The sequence below is a fragment of the Paenibacillus sp. FSL L8-0158 genome, assembly GCF_038592965.1.
GTDB classification, from domain to species: Bacteria; Bacillota; Bacilli; order Paenibacillales; family Paenibacillaceae; genus Paenibacillus; species Paenibacillus polymyxa_D.
Map to the genome: position 1 here is coordinate 1,952,109 of NZ_CP151949.1, position 22,860 is coordinate 1,974,968.

At 46.5% G+C, this 22,860-nt stretch carries 21 protein-coding genes; 15 read left to right on the plus strand and 6 right to left on the minus strand.

The features are described from left to right. Nucleotides 1-117 precede the first annotated feature (117 nt). From NSQ68_RS08980 to NSQ68_RS09000, 5 genes are all read left to right on the plus strand, one after another. Nucleotides 118-1,338, plus strand: coding sequence for a M14 family zinc carboxypeptidase (locus tag NSQ68_RS08980; protein WP_342428629.1), 1,221 nt, complete (start codon nt 118-120; stop codon nt 1,336-1,338). A gap of 137 nt (nt 1,339-1,475) precedes the next feature. Continuing rightward, nucleotides 1,476-1,742 carry a hypothetical protein gene (locus NSQ68_RS08985; RefSeq protein WP_023987991.1) on the plus strand — a complete coding sequence of 89 codons (267 nt, stop codon included), beginning with the start codon at nt 1,476-1,478 and terminating at the stop codon, nt 1,740-1,742. A gap of 261 nt (nt 1,743-2,003) precedes the next feature. Beyond that, on the plus strand, nt 2,004-2,306 hold the full coding sequence (locus tag NSQ68_RS08990) for a heme biosynthesis protein HemY (RefSeq protein ID WP_013309686.1): 303 nt from the start codon (nt 2,004-2,006) through the stop codon (nt 2,304-2,306). A 23-nt stretch (nt 2,307-2,329) separates the two neighbouring features. Continuing rightward, nucleotides 2,330-2,551: a DUF1450 domain-containing protein gene (locus NSQ68_RS08995; protein WP_007429791.1), complete on the plus strand. Its 222-nt coding sequence runs from the start codon at nt 2,330-2,332 to the stop codon at nt 2,549-2,551. Between the two features lie 94 nt (nt 2,552-2,645). Next, on the plus strand, nt 2,646-2,915 hold the full coding sequence (locus tag NSQ68_RS09000) for a hypothetical protein (RefSeq protein WP_342428630.1): 270 nt from the start codon (nt 2,646-2,648) through the stop codon (nt 2,913-2,915). 201 nt (nt 2,916-3,116) lie between these two features. Here the strand turns inward: NSQ68_RS09000 and NSQ68_RS09005 are convergent, their stop codons facing one another. Further along, the gene (locus NSQ68_RS09005; protein WP_342428631.1) at nt 3,117-5,099 is read right to left on the minus strand and encodes an LTA synthase family protein; all 1,983 of its coding nucleotides are present in this window, start codon (nt 5,097-5,099) and stop codon (nt 3,117-3,119) included. A gap of 188 nt (nt 5,100-5,287) precedes the next feature. Beyond that, on the minus strand, nt 5,288-6,448 hold the full coding sequence (locus NSQ68_RS09010) for a class I SAM-dependent RNA methyltransferase (protein WP_023987994.1): 1,161 nt from the start codon (nt 6,446-6,448) through the stop codon (nt 5,288-5,290). A 157-nt stretch (nt 6,449-6,605) separates the two neighbouring features. On the opposite strand from NSQ68_RS09010, the gene NSQ68_RS09015 reads away from it, so the two are divergent. After that, nucleotides 6,606-7,250, plus strand: coding sequence for an O-methyltransferase (locus NSQ68_RS09015; protein WP_342428632.1), 645 nt, complete (start codon nt 6,606-6,608; stop codon nt 7,248-7,250). 110 nt (nt 7,251-7,360) lie between these two features. Here NSQ68_RS09015 and NSQ68_RS09020 read toward each other — a convergent pair whose 3' ends face one another. Next, complete coding sequence (locus NSQ68_RS09020) at nt 7,361-8,581, minus strand: MFS transporter (protein WP_342428633.1); 1,221 nt, start codon at nt 8,579-8,581, stop codon at nt 7,361-7,363. A 234-nt stretch (nt 8,582-8,815) separates the two neighbouring features. Between NSQ68_RS09020 and hemE the strand changes: the two genes are divergently transcribed. The 9 genes from hemE to NSQ68_RS09065 all read left to right on the plus strand — a co-directional run bounded on the left by hemE (nt 8,816) and on the right by NSQ68_RS09065 (nt 19,165). Further along, nucleotides 8,816-9,862, plus strand: coding sequence for a uroporphyrinogen decarboxylase (hemE, locus tag NSQ68_RS09025; protein WP_342428634.1), 1,047 nt, complete (start codon nt 8,816-8,818; stop codon nt 9,860-9,862). A 31-nt stretch (nt 9,863-9,893) separates the two neighbouring features. Continuing rightward, nucleotides 9,894-10,835, plus strand: coding sequence for a ferrochelatase (gene hemH, locus NSQ68_RS09030; protein ID WP_342428635.1), 942 nt, complete (start codon nt 9,894-9,896; stop codon nt 10,833-10,835). 7 nt (nt 10,836-10,842) lie between these two features. Next, a complete protein-coding gene (gene hemG, locus NSQ68_RS09035; protein WP_342428636.1) occupies nt 10,843-12,288 on the plus strand; it encodes a protoporphyrinogen oxidase in 1,446 nt (481 codons plus the stop codon). Between the two features lie 137 nt (nt 12,289-12,425). Then, nucleotides 12,426-13,904 (plus strand): CapA family protein, encoded by a 1,479-nt coding sequence (locus NSQ68_RS09040; protein ID WP_342428637.1) that lies wholly within the window; start codon nt 12,426-12,428, stop codon nt 13,902-13,904. A gap of 81 nt (nt 13,905-13,985) precedes the next feature. Beyond that, nucleotides 13,986-14,756: a glycerophosphodiester phosphodiesterase family protein gene (locus NSQ68_RS09045; RefSeq protein WP_342428638.1), complete on the plus strand. Its 771-nt coding sequence runs from the start codon at nt 13,986-13,988 to the stop codon at nt 14,754-14,756. Between the two features lie 38 nt (nt 14,757-14,794). Continuing rightward, complete coding sequence (locus tag NSQ68_RS09050) at nt 14,795-15,418, plus strand: fumarylacetoacetate hydrolase family protein (protein WP_342428639.1); 624 nt, start codon at nt 14,795-14,797, stop codon at nt 15,416-15,418. A gap of 211 nt (nt 15,419-15,629) precedes the next feature. Beyond that, nucleotides 15,630-16,436, plus strand: a complete 807-nt coding sequence (locus tag NSQ68_RS09055) for a DUF92 domain-containing protein (RefSeq protein ID WP_342428640.1) — start codon at nt 15,630-15,632, stop codon at nt 16,434-16,436. A gap of 82 nt (nt 16,437-16,518) precedes the next feature. After that, nucleotides 16,519-17,097: a TetR/AcrR family transcriptional regulator gene (locus tag NSQ68_RS09060; RefSeq protein WP_342428641.1), complete on the plus strand. Its 579-nt coding sequence runs from the start codon at nt 16,519-16,521 to the stop codon at nt 17,095-17,097. A gap of 121 nt (nt 17,098-17,218) precedes the next feature. Further along, nucleotides 17,219-19,165 carry an ABC-F family ATP-binding cassette domain-containing protein gene (locus NSQ68_RS09065; protein ID WP_342428642.1) on the plus strand — a complete coding sequence of 649 codons (1,947 nt, stop codon included), beginning with the start codon at nt 17,219-17,221 and terminating at the stop codon, nt 19,163-19,165. Between the two features lie 256 nt (nt 19,166-19,421). Here the strand turns inward: NSQ68_RS09065 and NSQ68_RS09070 are convergent, their stop codons facing one another. The 3 genes from NSQ68_RS09070 to pepF are packed head-to-tail and all read right to left on the minus strand — an operon-like array spanning nt 19,422 to nt 22,748. Next, entirely contained in the window at nt 19,422-20,459 is a 1,038-nt protein-coding gene (locus NSQ68_RS09070; protein ID WP_342428643.1) for a M42 family metallopeptidase, read from the minus strand. A 13-nt stretch (nt 20,460-20,472) separates the two neighbouring features. After that, nucleotides 20,473-20,895 (minus strand): lipopolysaccharide assembly protein LapA domain-containing protein, encoded by a 423-nt coding sequence (locus tag NSQ68_RS09075; RefSeq protein WP_342428644.1) that lies wholly within the window; start codon nt 20,893-20,895, stop codon nt 20,473-20,475. A 56-nt stretch (nt 20,896-20,951) separates the two neighbouring features. Beyond that, entirely contained in the window at nt 20,952-22,748 is a 1,797-nt protein-coding gene (pepF, locus tag NSQ68_RS09080) for an oligoendopeptidase F (RefSeq protein ID WP_342428645.1), read from the minus strand. Between the last annotated feature and the right edge of the window lie 112 nt (nt 22,749-22,860).

The following is a 22,860-nucleotide window of genomic DNA, read 5'->3' on the forward strand; positions in this document are numbered from 1 at the left end:
AGACAGCTGACTTTTTTTGTCATTGGACAAAAGAAGTCGGCTGTTTTGCTTTTCGCTACATCAAGACACGCCGCGTTTGCATAACATGCAGTAAGGCAGATGGAAGGGGCGTAGAAGATGAGGGAATATATCGTTCAAAAAGGAGATACATTGCACCGGGTCGCCTCGGCTTTTAAATTATCGGCGGATACTTTGATCGCAGATAATCCGTGGGCCGCCACGCAACCCTATCTGATTAGTGGTCAAGTGTTATATATTCGTCCGTCTACGGATCGTAAATACGTTATTCAGCCTGGTGAGTATGCAAGACAGATTGCCAAGCAGTTTGGTGTGGAGCTTGATGAGTTACGGCTAGCCAATCCCGGACTTGCGGAGCATGATTTTATGGAAGGAAAAACTATTGTTATTCCTGAAGACCATCAGGATCAGATTGTACGATTACGTGGAGAGTATGGATACGAAGATTTAAAGGAAGACCTAGCGGCCTTGGCCCGCAGATATCCGTTTATTGAAGTTGGCAGCATTGGAACCAGTGTCATGGGGAAGGATATTCCTTATGTACGTATTGGGCAGGGAACGCGTAAAATTCACGCCAATGCTTCAGTTCATGCTAATGAATGGCTGACGACGCCTTGTTTGCTGCGTTTTATAGAGCAATATGCACAAGGGATCGGTGGGACTGAAGAACATGTAGGGGCCACTCAATGGGTGTATGGAGGTTCTCCGCGGGATTTGCTGGAGCATACATCATTATGGGTGGTTCCAATGGTCAACCCAGATGGGGTAGAGCTGGTGCAACAAGGTGTACTCCCAACTCATCCGTTGTATCATGACCTCGAAAAGTGGAATGAAGGACGTGCTGATTATCGCGGTTGGAAGGCCAATATTCGTGGTGTCGATCTCAACGATCAATTTCCGGCATATTGGGAAGAAGAGGTGCGCAGACGCGGTAAAACAGGTCCGTCTCGACGAGACTATGCAGGGCCTGCACCTTTGTCTGAACCGGAGTCTAAGGCGCTTGCCGATCTGACGGAGCGCGAACAGTTCGACATGGTGTTATCCATACACAGTCAGGGACAGGAGATCTATTGGAATTATCGGGATCTAGAGCCTAAGGAGAGCCGAGATTGGGCTTTACGGCTAGCTGCCGCAACAGGTTACCGGGCGGTAAAGCTGGGTGGGAGCGATGCAGGGTACAAGGATTGGTTTATACAGCGATTTGGTAAACCGGGGTTTACCGTTGAAGTCGGTCTAGGCGTAAATCCGCTGCCCATGCGTGATTACGATGATATTGCAGCAGAAGTGGGCATGTTAATGGCAACAGTGCTGTCATGGTAAAAAATTCGGCCTACTGAAACGTATCGAATCATTTGCACGTATTAGGAGGAACACGTTTTTTATAAGTGTTCCTCTTTACATGTCCCTTCAATGGGGGTATATATACTTAGGAGCATTGGAAATGGAGTGAACAACCTATGAAGTGGAAAAGATTACTATCCCTCCGTCAATGGTCACATGTATTTCGTCGTATGCCCCGATTTATTACTTCATCAAGGATTCCGCTGGGAGAAAAATTACTCTTTGCGGTGCCTGTGTTGCTCTATTGGGTATTACCTGATGTCATGCCATTTATGCCCATCGACGATATTGGTGTGACGCTATTGCTTATGAATTGGTTTGTCACCCGTGCCGAACGAAAATATCCAGATGTGCTTGAAAAGCAACATGTACGTGTTCGGTAGATAAGCTTATGAATTTCGTGATTGCGATTTTTCACGATTTTCTTTACAATAGGAATATTGCCTTTTGCTATGCTGGACATCATTGTGATCTAACGGCTCATGATGATGTTTCAGGCGCAGCTATGCTGCCGTAGTACCTCTTTCTCTCTGGGATAGAGGCTAATTATTTGAGTTGTTGATTTTACCCGCTAGGTTGTGTGGTGTGGATATGTATCCAATGAACCACATTTCATTTAATGAATATGAAGGAGATGAAGTTTGATGAACTGCAAAATTACTCGTAACGCAGCTAAAGTACTGAAACTTGAACTGGATAAGGAAGAGAACCAAGGGAAGAGCCTGCGCGTTGTTATTACTCATGCTCATGGAGATCATGCTCATTACGGGCTGGATTTGGACACGCCTAAAGAAACAGATACTGTCGTATCTACAGATAAAGGCATTGACGTCATTTTGGAAAACGGCCAGCCGCTGCTGGATGGTGTAAAAATTGATTACTTGTACTTCCCCGAAGAAGGATTTGTCATTACTAACCCTTCCCAAGGTAATCACGGCGACCACTAAGCCGGAGCTCGGAGGGATGACAGATGGCCAACGATATTCGCGTATGTGATGAATGCAATCATATTCGCTTGAAAACAATCTTGCCCAAGTTGCAAAAGATGGCACCAGATGCCGAGATCAAAATCGGCTGCAAATCGTATTGCGGTCCTTGTGGGAAACGGGCGTTTGTGTATGTGAACGGACGTTATGTGAGTGCGGCCACGGAGGATGAAGTATTGGAGAAGGCTGCGCGCTTTATCAAATAGTTCCAGTACGCAGCATTCGCAATTTTCGAATATTTCCCCTTCTTCTGATCCATGCTAATGGATGTAGACCACTGCCCAGAAGGAGGAGTGACTCATGGCCCAATATGATTCCAATCTCGACAATCACAGTGTTGAGGCTCAAACACAAAACTCGGTGGACAGGCTCCACAATGCCGTCTCTCAGGCATTGTCACATCCGGCTGAGCAACTGATTGAACAGGCGGAGCAATCTCGCACTCATGCTGAACATGCCATACAGCAGGCGAAGGATAGCCTTGGTGACGACTCAGTAGAAGTTGCGGAGGACATGCTTGGTGGAGAGGTACAACGGCTTGAACAGGCTAAAAAAACGTTGCGTTCCTAAGCATTTGTGACTGGTAACAACGAGCGCAGTCGAGTGACAATCCATATAAAAAAGCACGATCCACAGCACTTACAAGCCGATGGATCGTGCTTTTTTGTTATATACAGAGCAGTTATGCGACGACTTCCTTAAAGGAGTTTGAGAAGGATGCTATATCAGCAACCTCCCACAAAAAGCTATTGGGTACAGAAGGAGTCGTTGTTACTTCTTTGTTTGTGGTTCCCATTCGCGAATAAGATCGTATGTGATAACCTGATCGGATATGTTCAACCGATTGAGAGCTTCTGTATATCCCGGTCCGCAGGCGTTTACGTCTGTGGGCTGGCCTGTACTCAGGTTGTAACAGGTCCCTTTGGAGAATGTACCGTCCTCAGATGGAATGTAGTACACTCGTCCATCGGTGAAAGCACCAGTACGCAGTACAACCATACGAGGCTTCCCGCTAAACAGATCGTTTCCCATAAAATGATATGGTTTTGTAGAAATCCCAAGCAGGTGCATTACGGAAGGTGTCAGGTCCAATTGACCTGCTGGTTCTGTATACGTACCCGCCTGACTTCCATCAGGAAGATGCACAAGTAATGGCACCTGATTCATGATTTTCTGCATATCGAGATCTGTAAGTGGCTTGCCTAAAAATTTCTCATACAGTGCTTTGTCTTTAATAGAATTGTCATGATCCCCATAAAACATCAGGATCGTATCATCCCACAGTCCGTCTTTCTTCATCTGATCTACCAATTCGCCCAGTGCTTCATCTACATAATGGACAGATTTCAGATAGTCCCCGAACATGGTACCTTCAAACTCGCCAACGTCCAAATCTACCGCGTCAGGTGACAGGTTGTACGGATGATGGCTTGAGATACCGACCATATAAGCGTAGAATGGCTGCTTAACTTCGGTAGTGAGATCATTGAGCGTTTGACGGAAAAAGGATTTGTCTCCCAGGGACCAGCCCAATGGCTCATCAATTTTAAAATCTTTTTTACTGTAGAACTTGTCATAGTTCATTGCCTTATACATAGTGTAGCGGTTCCAGAAGCTGCTGTCGTACACGTGAAACGCATTGGGACTATAACCAGTATCCTTCAAAATAGAAGGTAACGTATCGAATTTATGGTCCGCATAACGGATAAATACCGAGCCTGTTGGGAGCGGATGCAGCGAAGCATGTGTAGAGAAGTCCGCGTCCGAAGTACGACCCTGCGCAGTCTGGTGAAAATAATTGTTGAAATACATGCTTTCCTTCGTCAGTTTGTCAAAGTTAGGCGTAATCGCTTGACCGTTGATCTGTTTGCCGATAAAAAAGTTCATGAACGCTTCAGCTTGAATGACCATCACGTTTTTGCCCTTATACTTGCCAGATAGATCATTTTTTACCTGAAGCAACTTTTGATGCTGATTAAACCATTCCTTATCTTTATCGGATTCCGCTTGAGCCAATGTAGGCTGGGGACCAAGGTGATCCTGACCATAGCGGTAGATGTCATAACCATGAAATCCGATCAATCCGGTTACGTTGTACAAGGCCATCGACCACCAGTTGCCGACAAATATGCCAGTTGCCCACGTGGAGGTATAATATTTGATCGGCCCAAATGTTAGTACATAGCCAAATAGGAAAGCCAATGCTCCTTTGGAGAAGCGAAGCAGGAACCTCTTTGTGAAGGAGCTTCGGGATGCCTTTAAATAAGTATCCTTCGTTGTAAGTCGACGTCGTAAGGAAGCCACAAATATGACATACGGAATGAATAGAATCCAGTCTGCAAAAAAGAGAATGTCCCCCCAGTACATAAGGGATGCGATACTTCCGCCCAGAGAATCAACTTGTCCGGCTTGAAGTAAGACGGGAATCGTAATGAAATCCTGGAAATACCGATAATAAACCATGTCGGAATAAATGAGCGCGGTGAGCAAAATATCGAGCACCACAAGAGCAATCAAACGTCCGCGACGTGGCAGCCATAAGGTCCAGAAGCTCACAAGTAAAAGCGAACCAATAGCGATGACATAATCCAGCGGATTCATATCAATATTTTGGGCATGCAAGTTATAGTGAATCAGTACGAGCTTGCCGATCATAAGCACAAAAAACAGACCTAGTCCAAAATATCGAGACAGCAGCATTCTGCTGAACGTGTTACCAGTGCGACTTGCACTGGACGTGCGAATAACCAACACTTTACCCCCTCTGGCAGAAATGTTCGGCTAGTATAAACTACATATTAACGTAATGTTAAAACCGAAATGCCTTTAATTATTATAGCGCTCATCTCGCGCATTTCAATGATTAAGTAAAGAAAATACAACACAAATCAGGCCAGAACAACGAACAGAGAGTTCGTTTCCTGGCCTAGGCTTCATCATATTTAAGGCTGCAACGGCGAAGTATCTTTGCGACGCGGAGGCAGAGGGCCTAGATACTGATAGTATTGACATTCGATCCGACCGTTAAACAACTTCCGGCGCTTGTCTGCTTTACGGCCCCAATAATGCTCAAATTGCTTGGTGGAACTGATGGCAAAGAAGGACCAAGTCTTCATTTCGGCTGCCGTGCGTGCGAGTGAACGGATCAGCTTTTCCACCTCGGATTGCTCGCTCAGTCTCTCGCCATAAGGTGGGTTTGTAATCATCACACCATATTGTCCTTCGAGTCTGACTTTAGTTACAGGCATCACCTTAAGAGGGATGTCTTTAGCAAAGCCTGCTGCTTTTACAGCTGCCTCAGCAACTTGTATGGCATTAGGATCGATATCGCTACCTGCAATTTCAAAAGGAATGTCATCGCGGGTCAAATCCATCGCCTCGTCGCGAGCCTGATCCCATAATTCTCTGCCAATGACAGGCCAGTCTTCCGAGTTAAAGGTCCGTCTCAGTCCTGGCGCAATATTCCAGGCTTGCATGGCAGCTTCGACCAACAAAGTACCGGAACCGCAGCATGGGTCATAGAATGGTCGGTCAGGACTCCAGCGACTAAGCTGAATAAGAGCAGAAGCCATCGTTTCTTTGAGAGGCGCCTCTGTAACGAGCTTACGGTAGCCGCGTTTGTGCAGTCCTGGACCGGTCGTATCAAGTGTCAGCAACGCACGATCATTCAATAGAATGACCTCAATGACGTAACGAGGGCCATCTTCAGCAAACCAATCTGTGTGGTAGGTTTCCTTGAGCTTCTCTACAATCGCCTTCTTGACGATTCCCTGACTGGCTGGTACGCTACTAAGCTGTGATTTGTGCGAACGTCCCTCGACGGGGAATTCACCATCTACAGGAATCCAATCCTGCCAGGGTAATGCTTTGGTACCCTCGAACAGCTCATCGAAGGTAGTTGCAGCAAATTCACCCATTTTAATAAGTACGCGGTCTGATGTGCGAAGCCACAGGTTACACCGGCATATATCCATATAATCTCCGGTAAAAACGACGCGGCCGTTTTCGACGGTCAGATCTTCGTACCCGAGTTCTCTGAGTTCTCGGGCCACGACGGCTTCGAGTCCCATTGGCGCAGTTGCAATTAGTTGCAGTTGAGTCATTAAACGTATTCACTCCGTCCCCATATTCATGTAAGCTTGGTTCAATCCCTATAGTATAGGCCATTGTACACGAAGAGACAAATCATTAAGGTGAAAAATTTACGAAGGACACCACGTCCAACCTGCGTTATGATTAAGCAATAAGGAGAGATGAACCGTGGAAATTACACCCAATATGACGCCTGAGCAATATGTAGACCAGCTGGTACAAGAGGATGAAGCACTTCGCAGTATTAGGGAGGCTATCGTTAAAGAAGGTATGCCGGAAGTATCCGTTGCCCATCCTTATGGAAAACTGTTGACGTTTCTAATTGAAGTATCTGGCGCACAGTATGTACTGGAAATCGGCGCATTAGGCGGCTACAGTGGATTATGTCTGGCCCGTGGGCTGGGAGAAAAGGGCCGTATTGTGTCACTGGAGCTGAAAGAAGCGTACGCAGCGCTGGCACATCGACATATGGAAAACAATGGCTACGGTGACCGTGTCGAATATCGTATCGGACCCGCAGCGGACAGCTTGAAAGAACTTCAGGAAGAGGGAAGAACTTTTGATTTTTTCTTCATTGACGCAGATAAGGAAAATTACCCAGTATATCTGGAATATGCGATTGCTCTGGCGAATCCAGGTGCCATTATTGCGGGAGACAACTGTTTCCTTCGCGGACGGACGCTGAATACGGATAAGAATGGCCCTGCGGTCCAGGCCGTGAGACGTTTTAACGAAACGATAGCAACAGATCCGCGGCTGGTCAGCACGCTTTTGCCAGCTTACGATGGATTGGCGCTAGCTCGAGTTAAATAGCGTTCATTCCCTATGTATAGCTATACAAAAAAAGAACCTCCTTGTCCACAGTAGCGTGGATAAGGAGGTTCTTGTCTGTTAAGGCAGGCTTGTCTTACCTGAAGGTTATCTTACCTGAAATCAGGCGTAGCCTTACGATCAAAGAGCTTCATGCGTACCCAGAATATGTTGACGATTAACAGGACACCTGACATGATAAACAGTCCTTCGATGCCGATAAACCCGGATAGCACCCCGCCAATGACAGCACCCAGCATATTCCCAAGCGCGAGCGAGCTGGTATTGAAGCCGAAAGAACGACTTTCCATTCCTTCCGGTGTATACGTGCGAATCAGCGCATTTACGCTTGGTAGCAGACCGCCCATAAATACACCCATGAAAAAACGGATAATGACAAGTTGCCACACTTCATTGACAAAAGCCTGCGGAATGAGCATAACCGCCGTTCCGAGCAGTGCAATGGTCAAGATCTTGTGCGCTCCTATCTTGTCACTCAATCTTCCAAGGAGCGGTGCAGCAATCATATTGGATACGCCTGTTATAGCTGTAACGAACCCCGCAATCAGCGCAATTCCTTCTGCCGACCCATACAGTTTTTGCACATATAACGGCAGCAGAGATACCGTACTGATCATGGCAAATTGGAGCAGAAACGTTACGGTGAACAAAGCCGGAAGCTGGGGCGTATGGCTTAGCTCCTTTAATCCGGCAAAAACCGAAATTTGCGGTGTGCGTGCGGCTTCCGCTTTACTGAAATTTTCTTTAACCAGAAACATTGCAATGAGTGAGGCTATAAAAATCAGAGCGCCTGTAATATAAAAGATCGGTCTGAATCCAACCCAGTCAGCCAAAAACCCGCCTAGCAGAGGGCCGAGAATCGTGCCAGCCATCTGACCGGATTGCATAATCCCCATAGCGAATCCGGTTCGCTCTTTGGGAGTGGTACCCGACACTAGGGAAATCGATGCCGGATTGAAACCCGAAATCGTACCGTTCAGCAGGCGAAGCGCCAGCAGTTGCCACGGATGGGTGACCAAACCCATACATCCGATGACCAAAGCCATACCAAAGCCTGAGCGAAGCAGCATGACTTTACGTCCATATCTGTCAGCAAGCTTGCCCCACAAAGGTTGGAACATAAATGAGGTCAAAAAGTTAGCGGCAAAAATAACTCCAGCCCATAGCCCAATATCGTGCTCTCCCTTCACATGAAGGTCCTGAGCCAGATACAGGGCGAGGAACGGAGTAATCATCGTAATACCCGCATTGACCAGAAACTGACCGAACCAAAGCACAATGAGATTGATTTTCCACGTCTCCCACGTTTTCAATGTGCTTTCACTTCCTTTCTGCCCATTCTCATCCTGTTGTAAATCCTACGTATCAACGCATAACTTCTCCGGAGCTTTAAAAAAAGCCATTTCTCTAGTATAGCACACTTCATTGAAACTTTATCCAAATGTCATGGGTTTGTCATGGTTTGTTCGAGAGCTACGGTTGTTACGACTCTTGAAAAAGGGCATAATAAAATATAGTATTTATGATTCGAACTGGAGGCTGAAGTCATGACCTACAATGATACTTTTATCCGCGCTTGCCGCAAACAAGCTGTGGATCATATTCCCGTATGGTACATGCGGCAGGCCGGAAGGTATGACCCTGAGTATCGCAAAATTAAAGAAAAATACACGTTGCTTGAAATATGCCGCCAGCCCGAGCTGGCCGCAGAAGTGACTTTGATGCCCGTGCGCAAGCTTGGGGTAGACGCTGCAATTTTATATTCTGATATTATGAATCCGGTAGCCTCGCTAGGGGTTGATTTTGATATTGTCAAAAATATTGGCCCGGTTATTGATAATCCGATCCGGTCAGCTGCAGACGTAGATAAGTTGCGTCCGATTGATGTGGAACGCGATTTGGGTCATATTTTGGAAACGATCCGCATTTTGGACCGTGAACTGAACGTGCCATTGATTACGTTCGCTGGAGCGCCTTTTACCATTGCAAGTTATTTAATAGAAGGAAGACCCTCCAAAGGATATATTCGCACCAAAGCGATGATGTATGGAGAGCCTGAGTTGTGGCATCGCCTGATGGATAAGCTAGGGGACATGGTTATTACATACGTGCGAGCTCATATCGCTAATGGCGGTAAGGCTTTTCAATTGTTTGATAGTTGGGTAGGTGCGCTCTCGCCCTATGATTTTCAAACTTTTGTGCTGCCGACTATCACACGTATTTTTCATGAATTATCTGATCTGGATGTACCTAAAATTTATTTTCCGGGCGTGAGCTCTGGTGAATTGCTCCCACACTTGAATGGGTTAAAAGCCGATGTGATTGGACTGGACTGGCGGGTAAGTATACCTGAAGGACGTCGTCGCTTGGGGAACGGTTTTGGTGTACAGGGAAATCTGGATCCTTATGTGCTTACTGCGCCAATCGATGTTATCAAGCAGTATGCGAAAACCATTATAGATGAAGGCATCTTGGAGCCGGGTTACATTTTCAATCTCGGTCACGGTTTATTTCCTGAAGCCTCGCTAGATAAGCTAAGAGTGCTTACCGAATATGTACACGAATATTCCCGCTCCGTTTTATCACAGAATTAAACCATTAGAAATGTTAAGAGGTGATTCGCTAATGAAAACCAAAGTGGGTGTACTGGTCATGTCCTACGGGACGCCGGAGAGTCTGGATCAGGTGGAAGCCTATTATACACATATTCGTCGCGGTAATGCTCCCTCGCCGGAGCAGCTAAAGGAATTAAAGGATCGTTATGAAGCTATTGTGGGCGGTGTGTTTCCACTGCGGCAGAATACGGATCGGCAGGTTCAAAACCTGCAGGAAACCTTAAATCGGGAAAATCGCAACCCAGACATTGAATTTGTCTGTTATCAGGGACTCAAACATGCGAAACCGTTTATTGAGGACGGTGTGGAAGCCATGGTGCAAGATGGCATTCGTGCAGCGGTGGGTGTCGTGCTGGCTCCGCATTATTCCGTTATGAGTGTAGGCACTTATATTAAGCGCGCACAGGCTAAGGCACAGGAACTGGATCTGGCTATATCATTTGTGGAGAGCTATTATCTTCATCCAAAGTTGATTAAGACGCTAACTGAGCGTGTGAACGGCAAGCTGGCGCTTTTTGAAGAAGCTGGAGCCAAGCGGGATGAGGTTCGTGTTCTATTTAGTGCGCACAGCTTGCCTGAGCGGATTTTGGCTATGGGTGATCCTTATGTAGAGCAGTTAATGGCTACTTCGCAGGCTGTTGCGGACAAGGCGGGGATTACCAACTGGCAGTTTACGTGGCAAAGCGCCGGTCGTACAGCAGAACCATGGCTGGGGCCAGACATTTTGGATACCATGCACAGTCTTAAAGAGGAGCAAGTGGAGTATGTGCTGGCTGCGCCAGTTGGCTTTGTTTCTGATCACTTAGAGGTGTTATACGATCTGGATATTGAAGCACAGGCGTTGGCGAAGGAATTGGATATGCGTTTTCAGCGTATTGATTCACTCAACAGTGATCCACTGTATATGGAGACGCTTAGTGATGTCATCATAGACCAATGGAAAAAGGGATGAGGACATAATGGAGCAAAGGTTACGTAATATTGTAATTGTAGGCGGAGGCTTGACCGGGCTTAGCACTGCTTTTTATACACGAAAAATGTACAAAGAAGCTGGCTACACACCTCGAATTACGCTGGTGGAGAAAGCATCCGTGCTGGGCGGAAAAATTGAAACACTGCATAAAGATGGTTTTGTAATTGAAAAGGGGCCAGATTCCTTTCTGGCCCGTAAAACGGCCATGATAGACCTGGCAAAAGAGTTGGAGCTGGATCATGAACTGGTGAGCACGAATCCTAAGGCTAAAAAGACATACATTTTGCATGAAGGACAGCTTCATCCGATGCCCCCTGGACTGGTGCTGGGAATTCCAACGGAGCTGAAACCCTTTTTGCGCAGCGGCTTGATCTCTTTAGGCGGGAAAATGCGGGCTATGATGGATTTTGTCATTCCGCCTCGCCGTGTACCGGGAGATGAGGCGTTGGGTGATTTTATTGAACGCCGACTGGGCAAAGAAGTGCTAGAAAATGTAACCGAGCCACTGCTGGCAGGGATTTATGCTGCCAACATGAAGACGCTAAGTTTGCAAGCGACCTTCCCACAATTTGCTGAGGTAGAGCAGCAATACGGAAGCCTCATTCACGGAATGATGACAGGTCGAAAACCAGCTGAAACACATACGGGTACGAAAAAAAGCGCCTTTTTGACCTTCCGTCAAGGCTTGCAAAGTTTGGTGCATGCGTTACTGAATGATTTGTATGACTGTGATTTACGCACCGGAATTGCTGTTACAGAATTCACAAAGACACCGGAAAGTGAAGGCAGCCCATATCGCGTTATGCTGGACAATGGAGAGATGCTGGAGGCGGATGATATTTTTGTAACGACTCCCAACTTTGCTGCTGCGCCGCTATTGCGAGATCATGTCAATGTGGCTGCACTGGAAGCCGTTAATTACGTCTCTGTAGCAAACGTGGTCATGGCCTTCGATAAAACAGATATTGAGAATGTCTTTGACGGTTCTGGTTTTCTGGTACCTCGCAAAGAAGGACGCAGCGTGACCGCTTGTACATGGACGTCTGCCAAGTGGCTACATACTAGCCCGGATGATAAGGTGCTGTTGCGCTGTTATGTAGGGCGAGCAGGAGCTGAAGATACTGTAGAGTTACCGGATGATGAGCTGATTGCACTGGTACGTAAGGATTTGAAAGAGATGATGGGAGTTACAGCAACTCCGTTGTTCACGGAAATTACACGTCTTCGCAATTCCATGCCTCAATATCCGGTAGGGCACCCGCAGGCTATAGCTGATTTGCGGGAAGAGTTACGCACTGCCATGCCAGGAGTGTATGTTTTGGGCGCTGGCTATGATGCGATTGGTTTACCGGACTGTATCCGTCAGGCTAAGGAATGGGCCTCCCATGCCGTCCAAACGACACAGCAGGAAGCGGTTAAGGTACAGGTGTAAATGTTCGATGATGAACCCTTCGCGATCCAGGCGAGGGGTTCTATTTATATTGAAATTTGATATATAATGGAGAAGGTGTAAAATTCGCCAGCTAATAAAGAAGTTATGCAAATGCAATAGCATAGAAGGAGTGAAGAATGTACCCTCCCAGATCACAGCGAAATGAAGGTCGCAAGAAAGCAAGAAAACCAAAAATAGGCAAGGCTTGGATCTTTACGAATCTGGTCCTACTGCTTATGATCGTAGGTCTTTTCGGTTATTATTACATATTTAAACACGACAACAGTGGCTCTCTTGTGGAAAATGCCGGGTATTCGCAAACGGAGAAGAAAATCCAAACGGGATCTGCTAGTGAAGAGAGGTTTACTCCCTCGGTCAGTGAAAATGATACAGCCTTGTCAAATAAACAGCTGGACGAAGGCCCCAATGCAGATAGGCAATTTGCTGACAATGAAACGAAGCAATCTGCTGCTTTAGACACAAGCCATCGTCCCGCGATAACGTCTGACACAAATGCTCCCGAAGGCAGCTCTTCAGGAGCAAAATTATCCTCGGGGAAAGACGGGCAGGCAGGGAACGATATGTCCAAGGATGTATACGACGGTAATCCATCCGCCGATAAGGGAGGAACGGAGGATGTAAAAAAATCCAAAACAGACGGTGCAGATTCTCCGACAGTCACGCTTCACTTTGTAGGGGATGTGCAATTTTCCGGTAAAGTTGAGCAGCGATTGGAGCAGAATGGGTTTGATTTTCCGTATCAATATCTCGGAAACTTGTTTCATAAAGACGATCTGACGATGGCCAATCTGGAAACGCCCGTGACAACGAATGGTGTGGGTGCGTTAAATAAAACGTATGTGTATAAATCTTCGCCCAAGGCGTTAACTGGGTTGGCTGCGGCAGGGATAGACGCTGTCAATTTGGCCAACAATCACATTTTGGATCAGGGCACAGGCGGATTACTGGATACACTGAAATATTTGGATGAAAAAGGTATTGCCCATGCTGGAGCCGGACGTAATGCAAAAGAAGCATATGCGCCGCACTATTTTGAACGTAAAGGGATCAAAATTGCGTTGTTGGGGACTACACGTGTCATGCCTGAAGCCAACTGGAATGCAGGCGCCAAACTGCCCGGTGTAGCAGGAGCCTATGATTCGACCGCTATCGTAAAGTCCATCCGTGAGGCACGAATGCAAGCCGATCTGGTGATTGTCATTGCCCATTGGGGGAAGGAGCGCGCTACTGCACTTGAGCCCCATCAAACCGAGTTATCGCATGCTTTTATTGATGCTGGAGCTGATCTTGTCATTGGCGGTCATCCACATGTGCTTCAAGGGATGGAGCAATATAAAGGTAAATGGATCGCATACAGCACAGGCAATTTTATTTTTTCTAAATCAACGGTGCCAGCCACTTGGGATACAGCGATATTTCAGGCAACCTGTACCCGAAAAGGGGCTTGCGAAATGAAGCTGACCCCTTACCGGGCGGAGCTAGGTCAACCGATCCCATTGAAGGATACGGAGGCCAGCAAAATTTTGCAGAGAGTGGCGGCACTGTCACCGGGAAATGTCTCGATAGGGATGGATGGTACAGTAAGCGCTCAATAGAATTTCGAAAGAAATTGTTAATATAGGAATTGACGGAATGATCGTATGAGGGACTCCTTTGTGGATGGAGGTCATAACAAGATGAATAATTTGTGTGTGGCTCACCGCGGTTTTTCGGGGATTGCTCCTGAGAACACGATGGCAGCCTTTCAGCTTGCGTTAGAGCAACCATTTGTACACTGGATTGAGCTGGATGTACAGCTGTCAAAGGACGGTGTTCCGGTGGTAATTCATGATTTTACGCTGGAGCGAACGACGAACGGTACAGGGAGAGTAAAGGATTCGGACTGGAAAGCATTGCAACAACTTGATGCTGGTAGCTGGAAAAGTGCAGAATACCGTGGAGAAATGATCCCCTCTCTCGCACAGGTACTGGATTTATGTCGTGGCCGCGTATCGCTCAATATTGAGCTTAAAACAGCGGGAGATATGTATCCAGGACTGGAGAAAGCCGTACTCCGTGAAATTGCGATGAGAGGGATGGAGGGAGAGGTGGTATTAACCTCTTTTGAGCGTGCTGCATTACGCCGGGCTAAGGAGCTGTCTCCTGAGATCCGTACCGGATTGATTATTGATGCGCGTCCAGATGACTTGGCAAAGCAACTGGAACAGCTACAATGCACTTTTTTATCTATGGGCTATCCTCGTTTGGATCAAAACTTGATGAAAGATCTCACTGGACGCGGTATTACTGTCATGGCGTGGACGGTGGATGACCGCCGTATAATGCGGAAATTGTCCTCATTGCATCCTGAATTGATGATTTGCACCAATTGGCCGGATCGCTGGGAACAGGTTTTTTTGCTTTCCAAGCACCGGATGTGGCACTATATACGTAAACTTATTCGTTAATAATTGGACTACATACGCGGGAAGGGTGAAGGGTCGTAATGAACGTGGAAATTCGTAATGTTTACTGTGTTGGGCGCAATTATAAACTGCATGCGGAGGAGCTAGGTAATGAGGTTCCCGCAGAACCGATGATTTTTTTGAAGCCGTCTCATGCGGTTGTGCCGCTAGATGGCGCCACGCTGGAGCTTCCGCAGGGGCAGGGAGATATTCATTTTGAGGCTGAGCTGGTTGTGGCTGTAGGACGTAAATACGAACCGGGCATGTCCGCAGATACGTGTCTGAACGCATTTGCATTCGGCATCGATTTTACCCTGCGTGATGTACAAAGTGTTCTCAAGAAAAAAGGCCATCCATGGACCGCCGCCAAAGGCTTTAAATCGTCTGCTCCTGTGACACCATTCCTGCCTTTAGAACAATTGGACATGCTGGAGCAGCAGGATTTTTCCTTGCTCAAAAATGGACAGGAAGTGCAGCGTGGACATGTCAAAAATATGATTTTTTCTATCCAGCACATCGTTGAATATATAGCGACTCATTATGGACTGGGCGAGGGAGATATTATTTTTACAGGTACTCCAGCAGGAGTAGGGCCTACAGCAAGCGGGGATCGCTTTGAGCTTTTCTGGGGGAGTGAGCGTCAGGGAAGCTTCACCATCGCGTAAATTTGTGACGGCATCCATGGAAGAGGATTAAAAAAAGGGAATGTTCTTGGTAGTTGGGAAGTAAAGAGCGATTCCGTAGATAAGCATTGTAAAAGCCGTGTCCTGTGCCAAAGCATGGGACACGGCTTTTATATAAGCGAGGAGCGTTGTACAATAATATACAGAACGAAAAAAGAAAAACGGAGATTCATTTCAAAAGTGGGGGTATATCATGGACTGGATCATCGGATTGCTTTGTGCTGCTGTAGTGGCGGGAGCTGCATTTTATAAAAAATCCTTAACCTTATCTGGCTTTGCTGCGGCTGTACTGATGGGAACCGTATATTATGGGGCGGGTAACCTGTTCTGGTTCGGCACATTGCTCTTGTTCTTTATCACGTCAACCCTCCTGTCGAGGTTCAAAAAGGAGCGCAAGGCTGAGCTGGAAAAATCGTATGCCAAAACCGGCAACCGGGATGCAGGCCAAGTATGGGCCAATGGGGGATTAGGTATGCTGTTATGCCTGGGTTATGCGATATGGCCCCATGTTACGTGGCAGCTGGCTTTTGTCGGCGTCATGGCTACGGTCACTTCCGATACGTGGGCAACGGAATTTGGCAGCCTGAGTCGTAAGCCACCCCGTTCGGTGCTTAACGGGAAGGTGCTGGCACCCGGAACCTCAGGAGGAGTATCTGTATTGGGAACGGCTGCGGCCATGGCTGGGGGTGTACTGATTGGCATAGGTGCATGGGGCTTTGGACACGCCATAGGAACGCCGAGCTTGCCGTTATGGCTGTGGGCACTGGTTGGAGGTATATCCGGTAGCGCCGGAGCCTTTGCTGATTCCTATCTTGGTGCCACGGTGCAAATGATGCGTTCCTGCACGGTTTGTGGACGGGAAGTAGAAGTAGACTCACATTGTGGACAAACGACGGTCTATATACGAGGCTGGCGTTGGATGAGTAATGATCGGGTGAATAGCATTAGTTCTATTTTCGGAGGATTGGTCGCTCTTGTAGGTATTTTTCTTATACTCTGAATACGGAGATGGGGATCGTTACAAGGAAATAATTATTATAAGAATTGACTGTGTTTCAATCCTTGTATAAGGAGGTGCTAAGATGGGCGATATACACGGAGATAAATATGAAGCCATTTTGGACGCCGCTTACACAGTCTTTGGCACCAAAGGCTTTTATGAAAGCAAAATTTCCGAGATTGCAGAACAAGCGGGAGTTGCCAAAGGCACAGTATACTTGTACTTTAAAAGCAAAGAGCAGCTATTTACAGCAGTCACACGTAGAGATTGCGAGCAATACCTAGCCGAAATGCAAGGCGCATTAATCAATCGTACTTTGGGAGAAGGTCTACTGCGGATGGCAAATTTGCATCTGCACTACTATTTCAAGCGCAAGCAGCATACGAAATTATTTTTTATGACTCCCAACAGTGACCCCGATCTAATGGAGTTTATGCAGGGGTTTATTCAGGACTATACTGATTTGGTCAAAAATAAACTGGCGTCAGAGGATGTACAGCAGTCCGAGTTTCATGCGAAGGCATTCATTGGTATGTTGGAACGCCTAAAAATGGATATTTTATTAAATAAAGATTTCCGAGAATGTGACGTGGATCAGACGGCTGAACTAGCAGCGAACTTATTTATGCATGGCTGTAAAGCCGGAATACAAAAATCCTGACATCTTATTGCTAAGAAACCGTACTGAATTCGTTCAGATAACGGTTTTTTTAATCATTGGCTGTGTCTGTGTTAAAATAAACAGGATGCATCACAAAATTGGGGAAGAGTAGGGAATCCGTATGAATATTATGACCGTTGAACATATAACGAAAAGCTATGGCGAGAAAATGTTGTTTGAGGATGCTTCCTTTGGTATGGATGAACGTGACAAAATAGGGGTCGTCGGTGTAAATGGCACCGGTAAATCAACGTTTTTACGGGTGATTTCCGGCTTAGAGCCGCCAGATGATGGCAATATTGCAGTGAACAACGATGTGCGAATTCAGTATCTAGCACAAAATCCAGAGTTTGATCCTGAAATGAAGGTACTCCAGCATATTTTTCATGGCAATCAGCCTGAGATGAAAGCGGTCCGTGAATATACCGAAACCATGGAGTTGTTGGAATTAAATCCGGGTAGCGAGGAGCTTCAAAACCGTCTATTGCGAGCAAGTCAGCAAATGGATACGTTCCAGGCATGGCAGCTGGAGAGTGAGGCCAAAAATATACTTACCCGACTGGGGATCACCCAGTTTGAGTCTCGTATGGGCGTTCTATCCGGCGGGCAGCGTAAGCGGGTGGCCTTGGCGGCGGCTTTAATCCAACCCTGCGAGCTGCTCATTCTGGACGAGCCCACAAACCATATTGATAATGAATCCGTTGAATGGTTGGAGCAGTACTTGCAAAAAAGACGTGGTGCGTTGTTAATGATCACGCATGACCGCTATTTTCTGGATAGAGTTGCAAATGTCATGCTGGAGCTGGATCATGGTCGCCTTTTCCGTTATGAGGCTAACTATACCCGTTTTCTGGAGCTGAAGGCAGAACGCGAGGAGCGGGAAGCGTCTACGGAACAAAAAAGGAAGAACCTGCTGCGTAATGAACTGGCATGGATTCGCCGTGGAGCAAAGGCTCGTTCCACCAAGCAGAAAGCGCGTATTGACCGATATGAGCAGCTTAAGGATCAGCAACCGGAAGCTCGTTCTGGATCTGTAGATATGTCCGTCGCCTCCACACGTCTGGGTAAAAAGATCTTGGAGATCGAGCATCTGTCCAAATCGGTAGATTCTCGTAAGCTGATACAGGATTTGAGCTACATTGCGGTTCCTGGTGATCGTGTTGGTATCCTAGGTCCTAACGGTAGTGGGAAATCCACTCTGCTCCAAATGGCTGCTCAGCATATAGAACCGGATTCCGGCAACGTTGTGCTGGGACCGACGGTGAAGCTTGGCTATTTTACACAGGAACATCAGGAAATGAACGAATCATTACGTGTCATTGAATATATAAAGGAAGAAGCCGAAGTCATTCGTACAGCAGACGGTTCGACGATTACAGCTGCACAAATGCTGGAGCGTTTCCTGTTCGCACCAAGCGCGCAATGGACGGTTATTTCCAGGCTGTCCGGGGGTGAAAAACGCCGCTTGTATCTGCTTCGCGTTCTGATGTCGGCACCGAATGTGCTATTGCTGGACGAACCAACAAATGATCTGGATATTCAGACCCTTTCCGTTTTGGAAGACTATCTGGATGAATTCCCGGGCGTGGTGTTTATTGTTTCTCATGATCGCTATTTTCTGGATCGAACAGTGGACAAAATACTAGCGTTTGAAGGGGATGGTCAGGTACGTGTACATGTAGGCGACTATAGCGAGTATGCAGAATGGATTAGTAAAAATGCTCAATCTTCTGTGAATACGTCTGTCTCGACGACGGCTTCCTCGAATCGCTCTTCCGCGCCTAAGTCTGCGGGTTCTTCCGAGTCAGTCAAGGAGACAAGTAAAACCAAGCTTAAATTCACCTTTAAGGAACAGCGGGAATATGAGCAAATTGATGAGCTGATTGAACAAGCCGAACAGAAGTTGACCGACATTCAGCGGCAGATGGAAGAGTCTTTCAGTGATTCAGCACGGCTACAGGAGCTCATGGCTGAGCAAGCGAAGGCCGAACAGCATTTGGAGCACCAAATGGAACGCTGGACCTACTTGAATGAGCTAGCCGAGCAGATTGAACAAAGTAAGTCTTAAAAAATACAAAAGCAAGTCACCATTCAAGTGGGGGCTTGCTTTTTTTATCGAAATATTAATACGTTTTTCATATTAAAGGTGTGTGAATTATATATTTCTAATATTAAATTACAGTGGGTATAAAGGGTTGCATATGGAGGGGAGGAATTGAAAATGGAATAAGGCATTAACCATCAGACTGCCAGAGGCTGATCTACCTTTCCTAAGCTTTCACCGACCTATTCTCCAGTGGAACAGGTCGGTTTTTATCGTCGAATTAAACCGTCACATAAGCTGCAAGCAGACGGGCAGTATTCACCACGGCTAGCTTGTGCGTGCGCTCCATTGCATGGGAGGCGTGTACACCAGGGCCGATCAACGCAGCACGGATGTTGTTACCTGCTCGTAGTGCAGCCGAAGCGTCCGAACCGTAGTGCGGATAAATATCTACCGCATACGGAATATTCAGCTCTTTGGCCAGCTCAATTAGACGAGTCGTCATAGTATAGTCGTAAGGCCCGGAAGAATCTTTAGCACAGATAGATACATCCGTTTCCTTGCAGCTCAGATCTTCACCCATACAGCCCATATCGACAGCTATCATCTCACTGATTCCTTCAGGTATGTAAGCCGCTCCGTGTCCCACTTCCTCATAGTTAGAAATGAGCAATTTAACGGTATGTCGAGGCTTCCAGTTTCCATGTACAGCAGATTCCAGTAAACCAAACAGCGCAGCTACACTAGCTTTATCATCCAGATGCCGTGACTTGATAAATCCACTCGGTGTTACGACTGGGCGCGCATCGAACGAAATAAAATCGCCCACCGCAATACCGAGCTGAAGCACGTCTTCTTTTGACTCGACAAGCTCATCAATGCGTACCTCCATATGGCTCTCCTTGCGCTCAAAGCTCCGTGCATCATCATAGACGTGTACAGATGGATGGCTGGACAGAATAGTGCCCGTATACGTTTGTCTGCTTCTGGTATGAATAAGGCAGTATTCATTCTCAATACTGTTCATCATGAAGCCGCCGACAGATGTCAGACGTAGGGTGCCTTGTGTTGTTATGGAACGCACCATTGCGCCCAATGTATCCACATGTGCGCTCAGCGCCACCGTACGGCCCGTTTCCTGACCTTCCAGAGTCAAGATGGCACCGCCTTTTGCATTCCATTCGATTTGTACCCCGAGGCTTTCTGCTTCTTTACGAATCAGCTCCATCACATGATGTGTATACCCACTGGGACTGGGTGTGTTCAGTAGCTGATTTAAAAAGTCCATCATATAATTCTCATTTAATTGAATCGTCATTTGTTGCTCCTCCTCATTTGGACAACCGATCAGAGTTAGAGGACGGTTGCTCTATATCTTGGTCGGATGTAGATCCTGTGCTGGAAGAACCAGTCGTGTCATAGGTCACATCCGCGTTTGCTTCTACCGTGGATGTGTTCTCTTCTTGTAGTGTATGAAGTTGAGTAGTCAGACGTTTAATCTCCCTCTGAAGCCTATATTGGCGAAAAATACCGAAAGAACCGACAATAAGTCCACCTAGAAGAGTACAACCGAGAATAAGCAGAATCAAAGGAATGCTGACCATACTGAATAGAAGGTTCACTTGAACCGAATTCACATTAATAACAGCAAATACAGCTGTTAACAAAGCAATAACAAGAGCTGCGATTAAAGACCATTGTGTTTTCAAAATGCCACCTCCTTCCGTTACATTATAAAATCCCTTGCCCGCCATGGACAAGGGATTTATCCGTGCATCATTTCAATGCTGGATTTTAAGTGCGCACGGTTTTACTTTCCTTCAGTTAGCTTTTCCATTTCTGTAATGACTTCTTCGAATACGCTCATCGCTTCGCGAATCGGCTGCGGAGAGGACATGTCAACGCCAGCTTTTTTCAAAATATTGATTGAATAATCACTGCCACCGCTCTTCAAGAAGCCCAAGTAACGGTCAACGGCTGGCTGGCCTTCTTCCAGAATCTGTTTCGAGAAACTAGTTGCTGCCGAGAAGCCAGTAGCATATTTGTAGACGTAAAAACTGTTATAAAAATGAGGGATTCGTGCCCATTCCATTTCAATGTCTTTATCTACCTTCATGCCAGGCCCATGATATTTCACATTCAGATCATAGTAAATCTCTGATAAAAGCTGCGGTGTAAGGGATTCCCCCTGTTCAGCGCGTTCATGTACAATTTTCTCGAATTCCGCAAACATGGTTTGACGGAATACCGTTGTGCGGAATTGATCTGCATAGTAGGTGAGAAGGTACATTTTCTCTTTCGGATCGGTTGATTTGTTCAGCAGGTAGTCCATTAGCAACGCTTCATTGGTTGTGGATGCCACTTCAGCCAGGAAAATGGTGTACTGTGCATCTCTATACTTCAATGCGTTGTCTGAATAGTACGAATGCAACGCATGCCCCATTTCATGAGCAAGTGTGAACATGCTGTTCAGGTTATTTTTATGGTTCAGCAGCACATAGGGGTGGGTACCATAAGCTCCCCAACTGTATGCACCCGTACGTTTGTTTTCATTCTCGTATACGTCGATCCAGCGCTCATCATAGCCTTTTTGCAACGAAGCCAGATAGTCCGCGCCCAGTGGCTTAAGGCCTTCCTTTGTTTGCTTTTTGGCGTCTTCATACGTAATGTCCATCTTGTATTCGTCCATAAGCGGAGCGAACAAATCATACATATGGAGCTCATCCACACCTAACAACTTTTTGCGCAGCTTCATGTAACGATGAAGCAGGGGCAAGCTTTCATGAATGGTGTCAATGAGATTCGTATATACTTCCTTCGGAATATTGTCACCGTATAGTGACATTTCCAGTACAGAAGGGTATTTGCGAACACGAGAATAAAAAATATTTTTGTTCACATTGGCACTTAATGTAGAAGCAATTGTATTTTTATTTTTGGCATACGTGTCATACACCGCTTTAAAAGCACGTTCGCGTACTTCGCGGTGCGGACTTTCGAGGAATTGAATGTAGCTGCCATGAGTCAGCTCAACCTCTTTGCCGTTCTCATCTTTAATTTTTGGAAACTTCAGATCAGCATTGTTGAGCATGCCGAAAATCGTTTGCGGGGCTTGAGCCAGATTGCCAACCTGAGCGAGCAGCGCTTCTTCTGTTTTGCCCAAAATATGTGCTTTTTCCCGCTTCATTTCTTGAAGGGTAAACCGATAATCTGCAAGCTTCGGATCTTCAATGAAGGCATCGAGCTGATGATCTGGCAGTGCCAAAATTTCAGGTGTCACAAAAGAAAGAGACTCGCTAACCTCAACGCCTAATTTTTTGGCTTTTTGCGAAAGACCCTGGTATGTAGGTTCAGCTGTATCCTCATCATGATGCAGATGTGCGTACACATATGCACGCTCGGTTTTGAGCGACAATTCATCTTCCAATTTAAAGCAGTTACCAATCGATTCTGCTGAATTGAGCTTGCCTTGGAATTGTTCAGCCTTTTTGGCTAGTTGTTTGACTTCTTCGTATTCTTGATCCCATGCTTTGCGGTTGGGAAACAAATCTTCCAGTTTCCATGTATTTTCCACTGGCGCATCAGCGCGTTTTACAATTTCACTCATGGAGAGCCTCCTCTGATCGAACGTAATGTGGGGTAGGGCTGCGGCAGTAAGGGACGGATGCCAAAACGAAGAAACCGCCACGCTTACTGTAAGCAGCAGGGCAAGAGGTTTT

Bases quoted from the DNA above. Each gene is read 5' to 3' on its own strand.
- NSQ68_RS08980 (WP_342428629.1), top strand. From the start codon at position 118: ATGAGGGAATATATCGTTCAAAAAGGAGATACATTGCACCGGGTCGCC.
- NSQ68_RS08985 (WP_023987991.1), top strand. From the start codon at position 1,476: ATGAAGTGGAAAAGATTACTATCCCTCCGTCAATGGTCACATGTATTT.
- NSQ68_RS08990 (WP_013309686.1), top strand. From the start codon at position 2,004: ATGAACTGCAAAATTACTCGTAACGCAGCTAAAGTACTGAAACTTGAA.
- NSQ68_RS08995 (WP_007429791.1), top strand. From the start codon at position 2,330: ATGGCCAACGATATTCGCGTATGTGATGAATGCAATCATATTCGCTTG.
- NSQ68_RS09000 (WP_342428630.1), top strand. From the start codon at position 2,646: ATGGCCCAATATGATTCCAATCTCGACAATCACAGTGTTGAGGCTCAA.
- NSQ68_RS09010 (WP_023987994.1), bottom strand. From the start codon at position 6,448: ATGACTCAACTGCAACTAATTGCAACTGCGCCAATGGGACTCGAAGCC.
- hemE (WP_342428634.1), top strand. From the start codon at position 8,816: ATGACCTACAATGATACTTTTATCCGCGCTTGCCGCAAACAAGCTGTG.
- hemH (WP_342428635.1), top strand. From the start codon at position 9,894: ATGAAAACCAAAGTGGGTGTACTGGTCATGTCCTACGGGACGCCGGAG.
- hemG (WP_342428636.1), top strand. From the start codon at position 10,843: ATGGAGCAAAGGTTACGTAATATTGTAATTGTAGGCGGAGGCTTGACC.
- NSQ68_RS09040 (WP_342428637.1), top strand. From the start codon at position 12,426: ATGTACCCTCCCAGATCACAGCGAAATGAAGGTCGCAAGAAAGCAAGA.
- NSQ68_RS09045 (WP_342428638.1), top strand. From the start codon at position 13,986: ATGAATAATTTGTGTGTGGCTCACCGCGGTTTTTCGGGGATTGCTCCT.
- NSQ68_RS09050 (WP_342428639.1), top strand. From the start codon at position 14,795: ATGAACGTGGAAATTCGTAATGTTTACTGTGTTGGGCGCAATTATAAA.
- NSQ68_RS09055 (WP_342428640.1), top strand. From the start codon at position 15,630: ATGGACTGGATCATCGGATTGCTTTGTGCTGCTGTAGTGGCGGGAGCT.
- NSQ68_RS09060 (WP_342428641.1), top strand. From the start codon at position 16,519: ATGGGCGATATACACGGAGATAAATATGAAGCCATTTTGGACGCCGCT.
- NSQ68_RS09065 (WP_342428642.1), top strand. From the start codon at position 17,219: ATGAATATTATGACCGTTGAACATATAACGAAAAGCTATGGCGAGAAA.
- NSQ68_RS09070 (WP_342428643.1), bottom strand. From the start codon at position 20,459: ATGACGATTCAATTAAATGAGAATTATATGATGGACTTTTTAAATCAG.
- NSQ68_RS09075 (WP_342428644.1), bottom strand. From the start codon at position 20,895: ATGGCGGGCAAGGGATTTTATAATGTAACGGAAGGAGGTGGCATTTTG.
- pepF (WP_342428645.1), bottom strand. From the start codon at position 22,748: ATGAGTGAAATTGTAAAACGCGCTGATGCGCCAGTGGAAAATACATGG.